Annotated in this window: 13 protein-coding genes; 5 read left to right on the top strand and 8 right to left on the bottom strand. The window is 75.2% G+C overall.

Annotation, left to right across the window (positions count from 1 at the left end):
* The first annotated feature begins 55 nt into the window (after positions 1 to 55).
* Positions 56 to 676 (top strand): PadR family transcriptional regulator, encoded by a 621-nt coding sequence (locus OG715_RS32960; protein ID WP_266273648.1) that lies wholly within the window; start codon positions 56 to 58, stop codon positions 674 to 676.
* 61 nt (positions 677 to 737) lie between these two features.
* Complete coding sequence (locus OG715_RS32955; RefSeq protein ID WP_266273649.1) at positions 738 to 2,438, top strand: acyl-CoA dehydrogenase family protein; 1,701 nt, start codon at positions 738 to 740, stop codon at positions 2,436 to 2,438.
* 75 nt (positions 2,439 to 2,513) lie between these two features.
* Here the strand turns inward: OG715_RS32955 and OG715_RS32950 are convergent, their stop codons facing one another.
* From OG715_RS32950 to OG715_RS32940, 3 genes are all read right to left on the bottom strand, one after another.
* Entirely contained in the window at positions 2,514 to 3,857 is a 1,344-nt protein-coding gene (locus tag OG715_RS32950) for a M28 family metallopeptidase (protein ID WP_266273650.1), read from the bottom strand.
* Between the two features lie 168 nt (positions 3,858 to 4,025).
* Positions 4,026 to 6,335, bottom strand: coding sequence for a sensor histidine kinase (locus OG715_RS32945; protein WP_266273651.1), 2,310 nt, complete (start codon positions 6,333 to 6,335; stop codon positions 4,026 to 4,028).
* Between the two features lie 105 nt (positions 6,336 to 6,440).
* Complete coding sequence (locus tag OG715_RS32940) at positions 6,441 to 7,082, bottom strand: response regulator (protein WP_266274625.1); 642 nt, start codon at positions 7,080 to 7,082, stop codon at positions 6,441 to 6,443.
* A gap of 257 nt (positions 7,083 to 7,339) precedes the next feature.
* Between OG715_RS32940 and OG715_RS32935 the strand changes: the two genes are divergently transcribed.
* The gene (locus OG715_RS32935; protein WP_266273652.1) at positions 7,340 to 9,505 is read left to right on the top strand and encodes a GAF domain-containing sensor histidine kinase; all 2,166 of its coding nucleotides are present in this window, start codon (positions 7,340 to 7,342) and stop codon (positions 9,503 to 9,505) included.
* A 113-nt stretch (positions 9,506 to 9,618) separates the two neighbouring features.
* Here the strand turns inward: OG715_RS32935 and OG715_RS32930 are convergent, their stop codons facing one another.
* The 5 genes from OG715_RS32930 to OG715_RS32910 form a co-directional block, all read right to left on the bottom strand.
* A complete protein-coding gene (locus OG715_RS32930) occupies positions 9,619 to 9,846 on the bottom strand; it encodes a hypothetical protein (RefSeq protein ID WP_327064175.1) in 228 nt (75 codons plus the stop codon).
* Positions 9,847 to 10,074: 228 nt separating this feature from the next.
* Positions 10,075 to 10,485 carry a pirin family protein gene (locus OG715_RS32925; RefSeq protein ID WP_266273654.1) on the bottom strand — a complete coding sequence of 137 codons (411 nt, stop codon included), beginning with the start codon at positions 10,483 to 10,485 and terminating at the stop codon, positions 10,075 to 10,077.
* The gene (locus tag OG715_RS32920; RefSeq protein ID WP_266273655.1) at positions 10,482 to 11,033 is read right to left on the bottom strand and encodes a hypothetical protein; all 552 of its coding nucleotides are present in this window, start codon (positions 11,031 to 11,033) and stop codon (positions 10,482 to 10,484) included. The genes OG715_RS32925 and OG715_RS32920 overlap by 4 nt, the downstream gene beginning before the upstream one ends.
* Positions 11,030 to 12,265, bottom strand: coding sequence for a 3-dehydroquinate synthase family protein (locus OG715_RS32915; RefSeq protein ID WP_266273656.1), 1,236 nt, complete (start codon positions 12,263 to 12,265; stop codon positions 11,030 to 11,032). Before OG715_RS32915 ends, OG715_RS32920 begins: the two co-directional genes overlap by 4 nt.
* Before the next feature lie 173 nt (positions 12,266 to 12,438).
* Positions 12,439 to 13,464 carry a 3-dehydroquinate synthase family protein gene (locus OG715_RS32910; protein ID WP_266273657.1) on the bottom strand — a complete coding sequence of 342 codons (1,026 nt, stop codon included), beginning with the start codon at positions 13,462 to 13,464 and terminating at the stop codon, positions 12,439 to 12,441.
* A gap of 414 nt (positions 13,465 to 13,878) precedes the next feature.
* Between OG715_RS32910 and OG715_RS32905 the strand changes: the two genes are divergently transcribed.
* Positions 13,879 to 15,228 carry a phosphoribosyltransferase family protein gene (locus OG715_RS32905; RefSeq protein ID WP_266273658.1) on the top strand — a complete coding sequence of 450 codons (1,350 nt, stop codon included), beginning with the start codon at positions 13,879 to 13,881 and terminating at the stop codon, positions 15,226 to 15,228.
* Between the two features lie 308 nt (positions 15,229 to 15,536).
* The gene (gene hppD / locus OG715_RS32900; protein WP_266273659.1) at positions 15,537 to 16,751 is read left to right on the top strand and encodes a 4-hydroxyphenylpyruvate dioxygenase; all 1,215 of its coding nucleotides are present in this window, start codon (positions 15,537 to 15,539) and stop codon (positions 16,749 to 16,751) included.
* The last annotated feature ends 137 nt before the right edge of the window (positions 16,752 to 16,888 follow it).

Genomic DNA, 16,888 nt, shown 5'->3' with positions numbered 1-16,888 from the left:
CAACCCCGACCGCCGCCATTGCGTATGCAACTCGTTGCATAGCAGGATGCCGCCCATGGCACTGGAGCACGCGATCCTCGTCTCGCTGCTGGAACAGCCCGGTTCCGGCTACGAGCTGGCCCGGCGCTTCGACCGGTCCATCGGCCGCTTCTGGACCGCCACCCACCAGCAGATCTACCGGGTGCTGCGGCGGATGGAGACGGACGGCTGGATCTCGGTCGAGGAGGTCGCCCAGGACGGGCGGCCGGACAAGAAGGTCTACTCGGCGGCCGCACCCGGCCGGACCGCGCTCGCCGCCTGGCTGCGCGAGCCGGTCGAGGCGGAGACGGTCCGCCACGAGCTCGCCGTGCGGATCCGCGCGGCGGCCTTCGACGACCCCGCCGCGCTGATCCCCGAGGTCGAACGGCACCGGGACGGCCACGCCGCCCTGCTCGCCCACTACCTCTACGGCGAGGGGCGCGACTTCCCGGCGCCGGACACGCTCGACGCCCGGCAGCGGCTCCAGCACGTGGTGCTGCGCGGCGGCATCGAGTACGAGCGGATGACGATCGCCTGGCTGGACGACGTGCTCGCCACCCTGCGCGAACTGGCCCCGGAGGCCGCCGCCGCCCCGTCCGACAGCGGGACCGGGACGGACGACGACACCGGGACCGGCACCGCCGCCGCCACCGACTGACCCCGCGTACTCCTCGCCCCACCCACCTCAGCTCTCCACCCTCGACCCCCGGGAGCCCGCGATGCTCTTCAACCCGCGTTCCTACGACCCCGCGCAGTTCGACGAGCCGACCCGCCGGCTGCTGCGCGCGACCGTCGACTGGTTCGAGTCGCGCGGCAAGAAGGCGCTGATCGACACCTACATCGATCGCAGCTGGTACGCCGACTTCCTCGAATTCGCCGCCAAGGAAGGCCTGTTCGCCGAGTTCCTGACGCCGTCCGCGGCCGACCCGGACAAGCGCTGGGACACCGCCAGGATCGCCGAGCTGAACGAGATCCTCGGCTTCTACGGCCTCGGCTACTGGTACACCTGGCAGGTCACCATCCTGGGCCTCGGCCCGGTCTGGCAGAGCGAGAACGAGGCCGTCCGGGCCCGGGCCGCCAAGCTCCTGAGCGAGGGCCACGTGATGGCGTTCGGGCTCTCCGAGCGCAGCCACGGCGCCGACATCTACTCGACCGACATGGTCCTCACCCCGGACGGCGAGGGCGGCTTCACCGCCACCGGCTCCAAGTACTACATCGGCAACGGCAATGTCGCCGGCCTGGTCTCGGTGTTCGGCCGCCGCTCGGACGTCGAGGGGCCGGAGGGCTACGTCTTCTTCGCCGCCGACAGCCGCCACGAGGCGTACCACCTGGTCAAGAACGTCGTGAACGCCCAGATGTACGTCAGCGAGTTCCGGCTGGAGGCGTACCCGGTCCGCGCCGAGGACGTGCTGCACACCGGCAAGGCCGCCTTCGACGCCGCGCTGAACACCGTCAACGTCGGCAAGTTCAACCTCTGCACCGCCTCCGTGGGCATCTGCGAGCACGCGATGTACGAGGCCGTGACGCACGCCCACAACCGGGTGCTCTACGGCAAGAAGGTCACCGACTTCCCGCACGTGCGGCGGGAGTTGACCGACGCCTACGCGCGGCTGGTGGCGATGAAGCTGTTCGCCGCCCGCTCGGTGGACTACTTCCGCACCGCCTCCCCCGAGGACCGCCGCTACCTGCTCTTCAACCCGATGACCAAGATGAAGGTCACCACGGAGGGCGAGAAGGTCATCGACCTGATGTGGGACGTCATCGCGGCCAAGGGCTTCGAGGCGGACACCTACTTCGACAAGGCCGCCAAGGACATCCGGGGCCTGCCGAAGCTGGAGGGCACCGTCCACGTCAACCTGGCGCTGATCCTCAAGTTCATGGCCAACTACCTGTTCGCCCCGGCCGAGTACCCCGCGGTGCCGACCCGCCGGGACGCCGCCGACGACGAGTTCCTGTTCCGGCAGGGCCCGGCCCGGGGCCTGGGCGCGATCCGCTTCCACGACTGGCGGACCGCCTACGACGCGCACGCGCACCTGCCGAACGTCGCCCGGTTCCGCGAGCAGGCCGACGGCTTCTGCGCGCTGCTGCTGGAGCACGCGCCGAGCGCCGAGCAGCAGGCGGACCTGGACTTCCTGCTGGAGATCGGCCAGCTGTTCGCGCTGATCGTCTACGGCCAGCTGGTGCTGGAGCAGGCCGAGCTCACCGGAGTGGACCAGGACCTGCTGGACCAGGTCTTCGACGCGCTGGTGCGGGACTTCTCCGCGCACGCCACCGAGCTGCACGGCAAGGCGTCCACCACCGAGGCGCAGGCGGCGTGGGCGCTGGCGCACGTCCGCCGCCCGGTCGCGGACGGCGACCGGACGGCGAAGGTGTGGGGCATGGTCGAGGCGCTCTCGGGCGCGTACGAGATGGCCGAGTAGCCGCCCCACCCGGGCTGCACCCGGGGGTGCCGGTCGGCGGACCGGCACCCCCGGAGTCGTGTCACCGACCGGTCGTCAGAAGGTGAGCTTCCAACTGTCGATGTAGCCGGTGTCCTGCGGCCCGACATCCTGGACCTTGAGCTTCCAGGTGCCGTTGGCGGCCACGGCGGACGCGTTCACGGTGTAGGTGGTCTGCACATTGGGCGCGGAGTCGCTGCTGGACGCCTTCAGGCGGAAGGACGTGCCGTTCGGCGCGACCAGGTCGATGACCAGGTCACCGCGGTAGCTGTGCTTGATGTCCACCCCGACCTGGAGCGCGGACGGGGCGTTGCCGGTGCGGCCGGTGACGGTGACGGCGGAGGTGACCGCCGCGCCGTTGTCCGGGATCTGCACGTCTGCGGTGTTCTCGAAGACGGTGCCGGTCGGCGGGGTGGTGCTGCCGGCCGACAGGGTCCAGATCGCGTACGCGATGGCGTCGCTCATCCGGTCCAGCGCGGTGTCGTTGATGTTGGCGCTGGTGTCGCAGGAGGAGTGGTAGCAGCGGTCGAAGGGCTGGCCCGCCGTTCCGCCCCACTTCGCGGCCTGGGCGCTGGTCTTGGTGTAGTCGGCGCCGCTGAACAGGCCGCCGACCCGGATGCCCGCGTCCTGGAACGGGGCGTGGTCGGAGCGGCCGTCGCCCTCGAAGTCCTGCTCGGTGCTGATCCCGATACCGGCGAACCAGTCACGGAACAGGGCGTCGAGCGCGCTGTCGTAACGGTAGGTGAAGTAGCCGGGGTTGGGCGAGCCGATCATGTCGAAGTTGAGGTAGGTGTCGATCTTCGAACGGTCGGCGGAGGACAGGCTGTTGACGTAGTTCTTGGAGCCGATCATGCCGTACTCCTCGGCGCCCCACCAGCCGAACCGCAGGTGCTTGGAGGGCGTGAGACCGGCCCGGGAGACGGCGAGCGCGGTCTCCAGGATGCCGGCGGAACCGGAGCCGTTGTCGTTGATGCCCGGCCCGCCGGTGACGGAGTCCAGGTGGGCGCCGGCCATCACGACGTGCGAGGTGTCGCCGCCGGGCCAGTCGGCTATCAGGTTGTAGCCGGTCGAGCCGTTGTAGCTGAAGGTCTTCAGCGCCGTGGTGTACCCGGCGGCGTCCAGCTTGGCCTTCACATAGTCGATCGAGGCCTTGTAGCCGGTCCGGCCGTGGGCGCGGTTGCCGCCGTTGGCGGTGGCTATCGACTGGAGCTGGGCGAGGTGGGCCTTGACGTTGGCCACCGGGATGTCGGGGGCGGCCGCTGCCGCCGACGGCGCGGCGACGGGCGCCGCGGGAGCCGCGGCGGCGGCCGGGGTCAGGAGGGCGGCCGCGAGGGTGACGACGGCGGCGGCGGACAGGGCGGATCGGCGCAGGCGGGATCGCCTCGGCGCGCGCTCGGTCAATGGAGGCTCCGATATCTGATGGGGCAGAACGGAAGCGCGCCACTTCACGGGCGACGTCGGGGCATTGAGGGGGTGTGGGGCCGATGCCGCATCGCAAAGTTGACGCGACCATGATGATTGGGGGAAGTTCCGGGCCCCGTCAAGAGGAAGCGGGCAGAACGGCGGTTGTCAGCCGTCAGCCGTCATGCGGTCCGGCTCCGTCGTCGGGCGGTCCGGGGTGCGGGGAAGCTCCGCGCGGACGAGGGCGCCGCCGTCGTGGTTGCCGGTGGTGAAACGGCCGCCCAGCTCCTCGGCCCGCTCGGCCATCGAACGCAGCCCCAGCCCCGACCCGGCCCGGCGGGACCCGTCGGCGCCGACCGGCTCCGGCCGGTCCGGGGGGAATCCCCGGCCGTCGTCCCAGACCTCGACCACCACCGCCTCCGGCCGCACCCGCAGCGTCAGCCGGGCCTGCCCGGCCGCCGAGTGGCGCAGCACGTTGTGCAGCGCCTCGCCGCTGATCCGCAGCGCCGCCACCTCCACCGCGGCCGCCAGCCCCGGCGGCGGGTCCGGGTCCAGCACCAGTGCGATCCGGACCCTCGGCCCGTCCAGCTCCGCGACCAGCCGCCGCAGCGCCACCGCGAGCCCCTCCCCCGCCAGCGCGGCGGGCGCCAACCCCTCCGTGATCCGCCGCAGTTCGTCGATCGCCTGCCCGATCCCCGCCGACACCGCCCGCAGCGAACGGGCCGCCGAGGAGCCCTCCGGCACGGCGGCCCTGGCGGTGTCGACACCCAGCCGCAGCCCCGAGAGGGTGGGCCCGAGCCCGTCGTGCAGGTCGTGCCGCAGCCGGCGGCGCTCCTCCTCCCGGGCGAGCACGATCTGCCGCCGCCCGCGCTGCAGTTCCTCGTACATCCGCAGCGAGGCGATCGCGGGCGCGGCCTGGTCGGCGAGGAAGCGGAGCACCTCGTGGTCCTGGGCGTCCAGCTCCGGCTGCCCGGCCCTCGGCGGCGCGTAGAGGTCGCCGATCACCGCGCCCTCGTAACTGAGCGGGAAGACCTGGCTGTTGGCGCCGACGGTGCCGACGGAGGCGAGTTCGTGCGGGCCGGTGCGGGTGTGCAGGACGACCCGGGCGCCGGGCAGGCCGAGGGCGCCCACCACGGTGTCGCACAGCAGCGGCGGGGCGTCGGCCGGGCTGACGGCGCGGCTCAGGCGTTCGGCGAGCGCCCGCACCACCTGGTAGGGGCGGGCCCGGTCGCCGTAGTAGAAGCGGTCGACGGCCCGCACGACCCAGCGGGTGGTCGGTCCCAGCAGTCCGCCGATGGCCAGCGCCGCGGCGGCCAGCAGCTGCGCGCCCGCGTTGCTGGCCGTCGGCAGGGCGCGGCGCAGCAGCAGGGCGATGCCGAGGTAGCCGGCGATCAGCAGGGCGATCAGCGCGAGGACGCTGAGCATCCGGCGGGTCGCCCGGTCGAGGTAGCGGGAGCGGTCGCGGGTGAACGCGTAGCCGACCGCGCCGAGCATCCACAGCGCCGACCCGGCGAAGTAGGCCGCCGCCGCGACGCTCTCCGCACTCCCGACCTGCAGCGCGATGTTGGTCGTGACCAGCCACACCAGGTAGGGCACCAGTACGGCGGTGACGCTGCGGTGCGGCCGTGCGGAGCGGCGCCAGCGGACGGCGGCCACGGTCAGGCTGATGACGACGATGCCCCAGGCGACCAGGGTCGCGTGCCATTCGTCGATCGGCGCTCCGCCCGGGACGAGGATGTCGCCGTAGTAGGGCAGCTTGCTGCCGAGCCGCACGGCGCAGGCGTGCAGCGCGCTCCAGACGGCGATGGCGGCGACGAACGCGCGGCCCGGTCCGCCGGGCAGCCGTCCCTCGGGCAGCCAGAGCGGCAGGGCCAGGGAGACGAAGACGAACAGGGTGACGGAGGCGAGCAGCAGTGCGGCGCCGAGGGTCTGCACCGCCGGTCCGGCGTCGGCGGCGGCGCCCGCGAGGAGGGCGAAGCGGGAGAGGCAGCCGCCGAGTCCGGCGGCCAGCAGGCAGCGGCCGAGGCTGCGGCCGACCGGGGCCGCGGCGGGCCCGGGTTCGCGGCCGGGGGACCGGACGGGCGCCGGTCCGTCGGCTCCCGGGCTGTCGGCTCCCGGGCCGTCCGCTCCCGGGCCGTCCGCTCCCGGTCCGGAGCGGTGGGCGAGGATGAGCAGCCCGGAGAGCGCGAACGCGAAGCCGAGCAGGACGGTCTCGCCGTCGTGGAGGTAGTACGGCACGGCCCAGGCGGCGTCCTGGTGGGTGACGGCGAGCAGCACCCAACCGAATCCGCTGAGCAGGGTCGCCGCGCAGACCCAGGCGGCCGGGGTGAGGCCGCTCCGCCGGGGCGGCGCGTCCGGGCGGCCCGGCCGGGGGGCCGACGGCCGCGGGCGCGCGGGCACGGCGGGCCTGCTGGGCGCAGTGGGTGCGGTGCTGTGCCCGGTCCCGGTGGTGGCCGGGGTCGCGGCCGGTTCGCTCATGAGAGCCTCCTCTCCCGCATCCTCGACGGCCCGGTGTCCCGGGGGCGCGGGACGGCGGTCCGGTCCCGGTCCCGGCCGCACCCGGCGGGGACCGCCGTCGCCGGGTCAGCTGTCGCCGAGGCCCATGTCCCTGGCCCGGGCCACGGCCTCGGCCCGGGTGGCGACGTGCAGCTTCTCGAAGATGTGGGTGACGTGGTTGCGCACCGTCTTCTCCGCGACCACCAGCTCGCGGGCGATCCGGCGGTTGTCCAGCCCCCGGGCCACCAGGTCGAGGACCTCCGCCTCGCGGGCGGTGAGCGCCGGGAAGAGCTGCCCGGCCTCGCGCACCCGCGCGCCGGCCAGCAGGGTGGTGATCCGCTCGGCCACGTCCGCGCCGAACACCGCGCCACCGGCCGCGACCGTCCGCACCGCGTGCAGCACCTCCTCCCGGCCCGCGCCCTTCACCAGGTAGCCCCGGGCCCCCGCCTGGAGCGCGGCGAGCAGGCTCCCGTCGTCGTCCGCCATGGTGAGCATCAGCACCGGCGGGGCCGGACGCTCGGCGGCGAGCCGGCGGGTGGCCTCCAGCCCGGAGCCGTCCGGCAGGGAGAGGTCCATGACGACCATGTCCGGACGGTGGCGGGCGACCGCCTCCGGCACGTCGCCCACACGCTCGGCCTCGGCGACGACGACGATCCCCTCGGCGCTCTCCAGGGCGGCCCGCAGCCCCTCCCGGAACAGCGGGTGGTCGTCGACGATCAGGACCCGCACGGGTGCGGCCGACTGCTCCTCGTCCGGTCGCGGTCCCCCGGCCCGGGGGTCTTCGGCGGGCTGCTCTTCATCCACCCGGCCGACACTACCAGCGATGCCGGTGTGACTTTCCGTGGTCGTGGGGCGGTGCTGCCGGGGCGAACGAGACCGCTGCCCCATGCGCCCGGGACGACGGGCGGCCGAGACTGGGAGGAACGCGCCCGACGCGGCGGCCGGCCCCCGGCGGACCCCACCCCCATCCGTCCCTAGGCGGTGCCATGACCACGGTGACCCCTCTCCCGCCCCTGCCGCGTACGCCCGCCGGGGCCCCGCCGCGCCGGACGCCCGCCCGGCGCCGGCTCACCGGGGCCGCAGCGCTCACCGTGCTCTGCCTGGCGGTCGCCGCCCTCTGGCTCTGCTACGTGCTGGTCCACCTCGACGCGCCCGGGGTGGAGGCCCCCCGGGACCAGCTCGCGATCCTGGTCTACGCGCTGCCCACCGCCGCCGCGGGCATGCTGCTGCACGCCCACCGCCCGGGAAATCCACTCGGTTGGGTGATGCTCGTCTACGCGCTGACGTCGATGCTGCCGAGCGCGGCCGCCGCGCCCGTCTGGGTGGAGGTCTCCGACCCCGGGCTCGTCGGCGCGGCCGCCGTGGTGCGCGCGGTGTGCGACACGGTCAGCGTGGCACTGTTCTACGTCCTGCCGCTCTGGCTGCCGGCCGGCCGGCTCACCACCCGCAGGTGGTGGTGGTACATCGGTTCCGTCACCCTCTGGGTGCTCCCGGACACCATGTCCTTCCTGGACCGCGAGAGGGTGTTCGGCCACCCCAATCCGCTCGCCGACAGCGCCGTCGCCAACGCCCTCGGCTCGGTGTCCGACCACCTCGACCGCCTCTACGACCCGGTCAACTACCTGCTGATCGGCATCGCGGCCGCCGTGCTGCTGGTCCGGCTGCTCCGCCGGAGCGCGCCCCGCCACCGCGCCCACCTGGCCGGCATGCTCGGCGCCTACCTGCTCTGGGCCGGGATGCAGGACTACTACACCCGGCGGTTCCGGTACGAGTACTGGCTGAGCTACTCGCTGTTCACGGCGGCGGGCGCGGTGTGGGCGGTCGCGGTGGCGTTCCTGGTGGTGCGCGACGGCGGGTGGCGGCTGGACCGGGCCGCCCGGTCCGTGCTCAGCGGCCTGCTGCTCGCCGCCGGGCTCACCGTGGTGTTCGTGGTCTGCGCGGCGCTGCTCTCGGGCCGGCTGGTGCCCGGCCGGGGCGGTGCGGCCCTGCTGCTGATCGCCCTGCTCCTGGCCCTGGGCGCGGGCCTGCCCCGGGCCGCCCGACGGGCCGTGGGCCTGGTGGACCGGCTCTACTACGGCGAACGCGCCCAGCCCTACCAGGTGCTCCGTACCCTGGCCGGGCAGGTCCGGCAGGTCGTCGACCCGGAGCGGCTGCCGGCCGCGCTCTGCGGCACCGTCGCCCAGGAACTGCGGCTGCCGGGGGTGGCACTGGCCGTCAGCACCCGGGCCGGGCGTCGCCCGCTGGCCGCCGTGGGGCGTCTCGACGGGCCGGTCCAGGGCTTCCCGCTGGTCCACCACGGCACGACGATCGGGGAGTTGACCGTCGGGCTGCGGGCGGGCGAGGAGCGGCTCGACCCCAGCGATGTCGACATCCTGCGCTCGCTGGCGGACCAGGCCTCGCCGGCCGTCGCCTCGCTGCGGCTCCAGGAGGACCTCCAGGCCGGTCGGGAGCAGATCGTCGCGGCGCGGGAGGAGGAACGGCGGTGGCTGCGCCGGGACATCCACGACGGGCTCGGACCGGCGCTGGCGGGTCTGCGACTGAGGGTCGACAACGCGGCCTCGGCCGCTTCCACCCCCGGGAGAGGCACCGACGCGCTGGCCCCGACACTGGAGGGCATCTCCGGCGACCTGGCGCTCACGATCAAGGAGGTGCGGCGGATCACGGACCGGCTCGGGCCCGCGCCGCTGGGCGAGTTCGGCCTCACCCGGGCCGTCGAGCACCTGGCGGCCACCTTCAGCAGCGACGGCCTGACCGTCAGCACCGCGCTGCGCCCGGACCCGCTGCCGGAACTGCCGGCCGCCGTCGAGGTGGCCGCGTACCGGATCACCGCCGAGGCGCTGAACAACGTGCTCCGCCACGCCCGCGCCCACCACGCCGAGGTGACGCTCCGGGTGGACGAGTCGAACCTCGTGCTGACCGTCCAGGACGACGGGATCGGCCTCGGGGAGCCGGAGGGCCCGGCCCCCGACCCCACTGACCCGGGCCCCGCCGACGGCGACCCGGCGGACGGGGTCGGGCTGCGGTCGATGTCGGACCGCGCGGCCGAGATCGGCGGCCGCTGCACCGTCGGCCGCCTCGCCCGCACCAACGGCACCCGGGTGCTCGCCGTCCTCCCCCGCCACCCCTTCCGAAGCCCCCGGCCCGGCGGCTGAGCACCCCACGGGCGTGGCGCTGCCGACGCGCCCGTGCCCCCCGCGCGGTGAGGCACGGGGGGCACGGGCGACGGGGGCGGTACCGGGTGGGAGCGTGCGGGGAGGGATCAGCTCTAGCAGTCCCTCTGGCCCGGCTTGCAGTGGCGCTCGGCGGTCTCGGTGGCCCCGCCGACGGGCGCCGTCCCGCCTGCGGGCACCGTCCCTCCGGCGGGCACCGTCCCTCCGGCGGGCGCCTCCTTGGCCAGTGCGCCGAGGGCGCTCCTGACGGCCACGGTGGCTGTGACGATGCCGACGACTACGGATGCGACGCCGAACGTCTTCGTTCTCGTGTTCCTTGCCATGAGTGGTGCTCCAGACTTCTTTCCCCTCGAACGGTCCGACCGATCGACCGCTCCGCCCTCCACTCTGGTCGGCGGCGCGACCCGGGCACATGGGCCTGCCGTCCCGTCCCGGTCCCAGGACGGGCCCGCGGGCACGAACACCCGGCCCCCACCGGGGCGGCGGGGGCCGGAGGTCGGACAACGGGGGTCGGGCAGCGGAGTGGTCGGGCGGCGGGGCGGCAGGACCGGTCATGGCCGGCTGCGCCGGTCGGCCCGGCGCCGGGCCAGGGAGTTCCTGGTCGCGGTGGTGCGTCGCGGCGCGTCCAGCGCGAGGCAGAGCACCTCGGCGCCGAGCGGGCCGGCCTCCAGGCGCAGCGAACAGCCCCGGGTCGCCAGCAGCAGGTCGCCGTCGACGGCCAGGTGGTCCGGCTCGTCGGCGGTCCGGCCGACGAGCAGCGAGCCGCGCACCACGAACAGGACGGTCTCGCCGTCGGGCCGTCCCGGCAGCGCGTGCTGCGCGCCGGGGCTGAGCCGCAGGTGGTCGAAGGTCTCGCAGGCGCTGGTGAGCATGGACCGGCGGGCCAGGCAGCGGACGCGGACGCGTTCGCCGTTCGGGCCGAGGAGGACGGTGGCCGAGGCGGTGGCGGTGGTGACGATCATCGTGACTCGCCTCCCTTGGGGCTCGGAGGGCTCTCGGGGCGGTCGGGGCTCTCGGGGCGGTCGGGGGTCTCGGGGGTGTCGGTGGCGGCGTCCGAACCGGGCGGGGGCCCGGCAGGCGGGGGCTCGGTCCTCGGCCGCGCGGCGGGCGGGCCTTCGGCGGGCCGGCGCTCGGCGGTCGGGCGCTGCGCCGCCGGGTGGGCGGTGGCGCCGCCCGGGCGGCCGGTGACGGCGAGGATCGCGTGGAAGTACTCCAGCCCGGCGGTGCCGGCCGTGAGCACGGTGCGCGCGCCGAGCGGCAGGGTCAGGGCGGTGCCCTCGACCAGCGGGAGTCCGGAGTCGGCGACCGTCGAAGCGTCGGCCCCGGGCACCGTGGCGGTGCCCGAGCCGGCCGTGATGTAGAGGGCGCGTTCGACGCCCTCGGCGGCGACCTCGACGCTGCGGCCCGGGTCGAGCCACTGCAGTCCGACGGCGCGGAGCGGTCCGGTCAGCACCCGGGTGGGGTCGACGGCGCCGCGGCGGCGGAGGTCGGTGATGACGGTGCCCGTCATGACGGGAACTCCTTCTGCTGAACTGCGGTCCCTGCTGGGCCGCTTCTGGTCTCCACGGTGCTGCGCCCGCCGTCCCGGCCGCACGGGGACCCGGTCCCGTCCTGCTCCCGACCGGCGGCCGGGCGCCCGTCCCCCCGGTCCGGGCGTGCGACCGGGCCGGTCCCGGCAGCCCGGCTGTGCGGCACGGTGACCCGGTCCGCCCGGTCGGCCCTGTCCTCCCGGTCGGCCAGATCGCCCGCGGCGGCCCGCAGTACCGCGCCGTCGACCCGGGTCAGCAGCCGCCCGTCGGCGCAGTACGGATGCCCCAGGTCGGCGAGGAGCAGCAGGCCGGGCCGGGTGGTGGCGACGGCCGCGGCGGCGAGCCGGTCGAGGTCCGCTCCGGCCGGCAGCGCGGTCGCGGAGCCGTTCCGGGCGAGCAGGTCCCGGTGGGCCCGGCCGGTCGGGCGGGCGGCCAGGCCGAGCCGGGCCGCCACGGCGGCGGCGAGCAGCAGGCCCAGGGCGTCGGCGTCGCCGGGCGCGAGGGCGGGGCCGAGCGTCGCCCGCACGGCGGCGGCGAGGCTGCGGCCGTAGCCGAGGGCGAGGGCGGGGCCGGTCTCGTCCGGGTCGAAGTTGACCAGGGCGGACCGGGCGTCGGCGCACAGGGCGAGCAGTGCGGTCAGGGTCCGCGCGTCGTGGCGGGCGCCTGGCGAGAGCAGGCCCGCGAGCGCCGGGAAGTGGGCCGGGCAGACGGCGAGCACGTGCCGGACGACGGCGACGAGCCCGGCCCGGGTCCGTGCGGCGGGCCCGGCGGCGAGTCGGTCGGACCGGACCCAGGCCAGGGCGGCCGGGACCGGACGGTGCAGGGTGAGGGCGGGACCGCAGGCGGCGGCGAGGTCGGTCGGCACCCGGACGGCGGCGGGGACGGCGCAGGCGCGTTCGCCTCCGACCGCGATCACCGTGCCGCCGGGCAGGGTGTCGGCGTCCGTCCGGCCGTCGGTGGCAGCAGCGGTGGTTCGGGGCCGCGCGCGGAGCTCGTGCAGGACGGTGGGTGCCCGGGCTCCGGCGAGCGCGCGGACGCGGGCCAACTGGTCCCTGGGCGCGGTTCCGTCGGTGACGAGGACAAACCGGCGGGCCTCGAACCCGGCGATCCGCGCGCCCAGTTCGTCCCAGGAGTGCTCGCCGTCGCGGACGGCGAGGGTGAGGTGTGCGGCACCGGCCTGGATCCGCCGGTCCAACCGGGCAGTGCGACGCATGGGGGCCTCCTCCCGTTCGGGGTCGGAGGCCCAGCGTGTTCCGCCCGTCGCCCCGGGCGCCTGAGTCCCGGGGCCCGTCCGTGCCCTGCCCGCCGGTCGGGACGGCGGGGCCGTTCGGGTGGGACACCCGGGCCGTCGGGGCGTGGTGGCGGGTGCAGTTCCGCTGTCAGCCGTCAGCCGTCGAGTGTCGGCGCCGCGGCCGCCACCGCCGACCAGGCGCGCAACCACCCTGCCGCGCCGACGAGTTCGCGCCCGCCCAGGTCGTCGACGAGCACCCCGGCGCCGATCCCGGACGGCAGCGGCAGCCACCGCCGTCCGTCGCGTCGCCGCACGGTGTCGGCGAGCGCCTCTCCGAGCGCGATCGACTCCAGCAGCGGATGCCGGACCGGCAGTTCGAGCCGCCGCATCAGCCGGAGGATCCGTTCGGCCTGCTCCGCGTCGACCAGGCCGCGCCGCCGGGCGACCACCGTGCTCAGCGCCATGTCGACGCAGACCGCCTCGCCGTGCAGCAGCTCCGGCAGCGCGCGCGTCTCCAGCGTCGGGCTGAAGGTGTGCCCGTAGTGCCGCAGGCGCTCCCGGCCGTCCGTCCCGTCCAGGGCGGCCCCCTCGAAGGCCGTTCCGTCGACGACGCGCGCGAGCACGGCGGTGCCGACGCCGGCGGCCTGGAACCGGGTGTCGAGCAGGTCCCGGCCGCGCCGCTCCAGCAGCCCGAACAGCTCCGCGTCCGCGATCAGCGCGACCTTGAGGACCTCGGCGAGGCCGCTGGCGACGTGGCGGCGCCCCAGGGTGACCAGGAAGGCCGGGTCGATCAGCGTCTCGGCCTCGGGACGGCGGGCGACCAGGCCGTGCAGGGTGGTGGGGATCCGCACGAACGGCGTGGAACGGCGGTAGAGGGTGCAGGCGAGCCCGACGACCTCGGCGAGCACGCCGCCGCCGACCGCCAGCACCGGGGCGCCCCGGCGGGAGATCCCGAAGGAGTCCGTCCGGTCGGCGACCTGGAACACCGCGTCCATGGTCTTCACCTGTTCGTGGACGGGCAGCACCAGCGTCTCGTGGTCGACGCCGCGGGCGTCCAGGTAGTGGTGGAGCCGGTGGCCGTGCAGCTCGTGCACCCGGGCGTCGACCACGACGAGCCGGCGCCCGGGCGGGCCGCCGGCGAGGGCGAGCGCCGGATTGCCCGGATCCAGCAGGTCGGGCACGAAGCGGAGCCCCGGGCGGACGGGGCCTCCGGGGGCGGCGGGTGGTGCCGGGGGAGGCCCCGCGGGGGCGGGGCTGTCCTGGGTTCGGGTTCGGGTTCGGGGGACGTTCACGGGTCGGCTCCTTCGAGCGGGACGGGACGGCGCGGGGAGGGCGCAGGACGGACGCGGACGGACGCGGGGGGCGGCCCGGCGGGCGAGGGAGGGCCCGCCGGGCAGCTGTCCCCACGGTGCCGCGCCCGCCGTCCCGGTTGCACGGGTGGACGGCCCCATCCGCGTCCCGACCCGGCGCGGGACCGCGCCACCGTCCGACCGCCCCGTCCGGCCGCCCCGCCCGACCGCCGCCGGGCCCCGCTCGCGACGCCGGGTCCGGCCGGCCGCCCCGGCGACGTAGGGTGGAACGGAGAGGCCGCACCCATGCCCGCCACCCGCACCCGCTTCACCGACCGCGCCGACGCCGGCCACCGACTGGCCGCCCGGCTCGCCCACCTGCGCGGCCCCGGCACCGTGGTGGTCGCCCTGCCGCGCGGCGGGGTGCCGGTGGCCGCCGAGGTGGCCACCGCGCTCTCCGCACCGCTGGACATCTGCGTCATCCGCAAACTGGGCCTCCCCCACCAGCCGGAGCTGGGGATGGGCGCGATCGGCGAGGACGGGGTGCGGGTGCTCAACGACCAGGTGCTGCGGCCCGCGCGGGTCACCCCGGGGCAGCTGGCCGCCGTGGAGGCCCGCGAACGGGCGGAGCTGGAGCGCCGGGCCCGCCGCTACCGGGGCGACCGGCCGCCGGTCGACCTGCGCGGGCGGACGGTGGTCGTGGTCGACGACGGCGTGGCGACCGGTTCCACCGCGCGGGCCGCCTGTCTGATCGTGCGGGCGCGCGGCGCCCGGCGGGTGGTGCTCGCCGTGCCGGTGGCGCCGGAGGACTGGACGGAGCGGCTCGGCGATGTCGCGGACGAGCTGGTCTGCGTCGCCACGCCCTCGCCGTTCTTCGCGATCGGCGAGTTCTACGCCGACTTCTCGCAGACCGGGGACGCCGAGGTGCTGCGCCACCTCGCCGAGGCCGCGGGCAGGCCCGTCCCCGGGGCCGGACCTCCCGCCGCCGACCGCGAGCTGACCGTCCGCGCCGCCGGTGTCCGGCTGACCGGCCGGCTGACCGTGCCCGACGGCGTCCGCGGCACCGTGGTGTTCGCGCACGGCAGCGGCAGCGGCCGGCACAGCCCGCGCAACCGCCGGGTGGCCGAGGAGCTGAACCGCGCCGGGCTGGCCACCTTCCTGTTCGACCTGCTCACCGAGGACGAGGAGCCGGACCGGGGGAAGGTCTTCGACGTCGCCCTGCTCGGCGCCCGGCTGACCGACGTCGCCCGCGCCCTGCCCTCGGAGCCCTCGGTCGGACCGCCCGCGGGCCCCGCGCTCCCCCTCGGCCTGTTCGGCGCGAGCACGGGTGCCGCGGCCGCGCTGTGGACGGCCGCGCGGCTCGGCGACGGGGTGGCCGCGGTGGTCTCCCGGGGCGGGCGGCCCGACCTCGCCGGGGCCCGGGTGCTGGCCGCCGTGACCGCGCCGACCCTGCTGGTCGTCGGCGGCCGGGACCACGAGGTGATCGACCTGAACCGGCGGGCGCGCGAGCACCTGCGCTGCGAGAGTGAACTGGCGGTGGTCCCGCACGCCGGCCATCTCTTCGAGGAGCCCGGCACGCTGGACCGGGTCGCCGAGCTGGCCCGGGACTGGTTCCGCGAGCACTTCGGCGCGGACCCGGGAGGCGCGGCGTCCTGACCACCGGCCCCGTCGGCCCGCGCCGACCCGCCGCCGACCCGTGGCCGACCTGTTGGCGACCTGTTGGGGACCGTTACGCAGAAGCCGTGAAACACCACTGATCCACCGAGCATTCTGCACAGCCCGGTCAGCGATTTCCTGATCACCTTGTACACATTGAACAGTGAAAACCCGACCTGTTGCCCAACCACCCCGACTGGAGCAAGCTCAGCGCTCAACCGCCCGCGCAGCCTTGCCCACCCCCTCAGCGGCGCGGCCGCCACCAGCGGATGCCTCAACGCCGAGGCCTCAATGTGGAGGAACGACCGATGACCCCGCAGACCCACGCCCTTGAGCTGACCCCCGAGGAGCGCGAGGCCGGTCTCGACGCCGAGCAGCTGCGCCGCCTCGTCGGCCTCGTCGAGCACGACCCCGCCAGCGACCCGTTCCCGGTCACCGCGCAGGACGCCGTCGTGTTCGTGGTCGGCAACGCCACCCAGACGGCCCAGTTCTACCAGGTCGTCTTCGGCATGGAGCTGGTCGCCTACTCCGGCCCGGAGACCGGCCGCCGCGACCGCAAGGCCTATGTGCTGCGCTCCGGTTCCTGCCGCTTCGTGATCAAGGGCGGCGTCTCCCCGGACAGCCCGCTGCTGGACCACCACCGCCGCCACGGCGACGGCGTCGTCGACCTGGCGATGGAGGTGCCGGACGTGGACAAGTGCATCGCGCACGCCCGTGCCCAGGGCGCCACGATCCTGGAGGAGCCGAACGACGTCTCCGACGAGCACGGCACCGTCCGCCGCGCCGCGATCGCCACCTACGGCGAGACCCGCCACACCCTCGTCGACCGCTCCCGCTACACCGGCCCCTACCTGCCGGGCTACATCGTCGCCGAGAGCCGGGTGAAGCACCCCGAGGGCTCGCCGCGCCGCCTGTTCCAGGCGCTGGACCACGCGGTCGGCAACGTCGAGCTGGGCAAGATGGACGAGTGGGTCGCGTTCTACAACAAGGTCATGGGCTTCGTGAACATGGCCGAGTTCGTGGGCGACGACATCGCCACCGACTACTCCGCGCTGATGTCCAAGGTCGTCGCCAGCGGCAACCACCGGGTGAAGTTCCCGCTCAACGAGCCGGCCATCGCCAAGAAGAAGTCGCAGATCGACGAGTACCTGGAGTTCTACACCGGCCCGGGCTGCCAGCACATGGCGCTGGCCACCAACGACATCCTCACCACCGTCGACGTGCTGCGGGCGCGGGGCATCGAGTTCCTCAACACCCCCGACTCGTACTACGACGACCCCGCGCTGCGCGAGCGGATCGGCCACGTCCGGGTGCCGATCGAGGAGCTGAAGAAGCGCGGCATCCTGGTCGACCGCGACGAGGACGGCTACCTGCTGCAGATCTTCACCAAGCCCATCGGCGACCGCCCGACCGTCTTCTACGAGTTCATCGAGCGGCATGGTTCGCTGGGCTTCGGGAAGGGCAACTTCAAGGCGCTCTTCCAGGCCATCGAGCGCGAGCAGGACGCCCGCGGCAACCTCTGAGGCCGGCCTCGCCCGACGGACGACCGGTCCGGGGGCGACAGGCCCTCGGGCGACAGGGCCCACGGGCGAGCCCCGAGGGCGACAGGCCACCGCTGGAGCCGTACGAAGGTCTGGGCCCCGGAGGGTCCGGGAGGAGC

Origin of the sequence: Kitasatospora purpeofusca (assembly GCF_036010405.1) — a bacterium.
In the GTDB taxonomy this organism is placed as follows: domain Bacteria; phylum Actinomycetota; class Actinomycetes; order Streptomycetales; family Streptomycetaceae; genus Kitasatospora; species Kitasatospora purpeofusca.
Note: the sequence above shows the minus strand (reverse complement) of the source record. Positions and strands in the feature narration are given on the sequence as shown.

What these genes read in the sequence shown, in the direction of transcription:
- OG715_RS32925 (WP_266273654.1), bottom strand. Translation starts at nt 10,485, where the DNA reads ATGATCGTCACCACCGCCACCGCCTCGGCCACCGTCCTCCTCGGCCCG.
- OG715_RS32960 (WP_266273648.1), top strand. Translation starts at nt 56, where the DNA reads ATGGCACTGGAGCACGCGATCCTCGTCTCGCTGCTGGAACAGCCCGGT.
- OG715_RS32945 (WP_266273651.1), bottom strand. Translation starts at nt 6,335, where the DNA reads ATGAGCGAACCGGCCGCGACCCCGGCCACCACCGGGACCGGGCACAGC.
- OG715_RS32935 (WP_266273652.1), top strand. Translation starts at nt 7,340, where the DNA reads ATGACCACGGTGACCCCTCTCCCGCCCCTGCCGCGTACGCCCGCCGGG.
- OG715_RS32905 (WP_266273658.1), top strand. Translation starts at nt 13,879, where the DNA reads ATGCCCGCCACCCGCACCCGCTTCACCGACCGCGCCGACGCCGGCCAC.
- OG715_RS32915 (WP_266273656.1), bottom strand. Translation starts at nt 12,265, where the DNA reads ATGCGTCGCACTGCCCGGTTGGACCGGCGGATCCAGGCCGGTGCCGCA.
- OG715_RS32930 (WP_327064175.1), bottom strand. Translation starts at nt 9,846, where the DNA reads ATGGCAAGGAACACGAGAACGAAGACGTTCGGCGTCGCATCCGTAGTC.
- hppD (WP_266273659.1), top strand. Translation starts at nt 15,537, where the DNA reads ATGACCCCGCAGACCCACGCCCTTGAGCTGACCCCCGAGGAGCGCGAG.
- OG715_RS32955 (WP_266273649.1), top strand. Translation starts at nt 738, where the DNA reads ATGCTCTTCAACCCGCGTTCCTACGACCCCGCGCAGTTCGACGAGCCG.
- OG715_RS32920 (WP_266273655.1), bottom strand. Translation starts at nt 11,033, where the DNA reads ATGACGGGCACCGTCATCACCGACCTCCGCCGCCGCGGCGCCGTCGAC.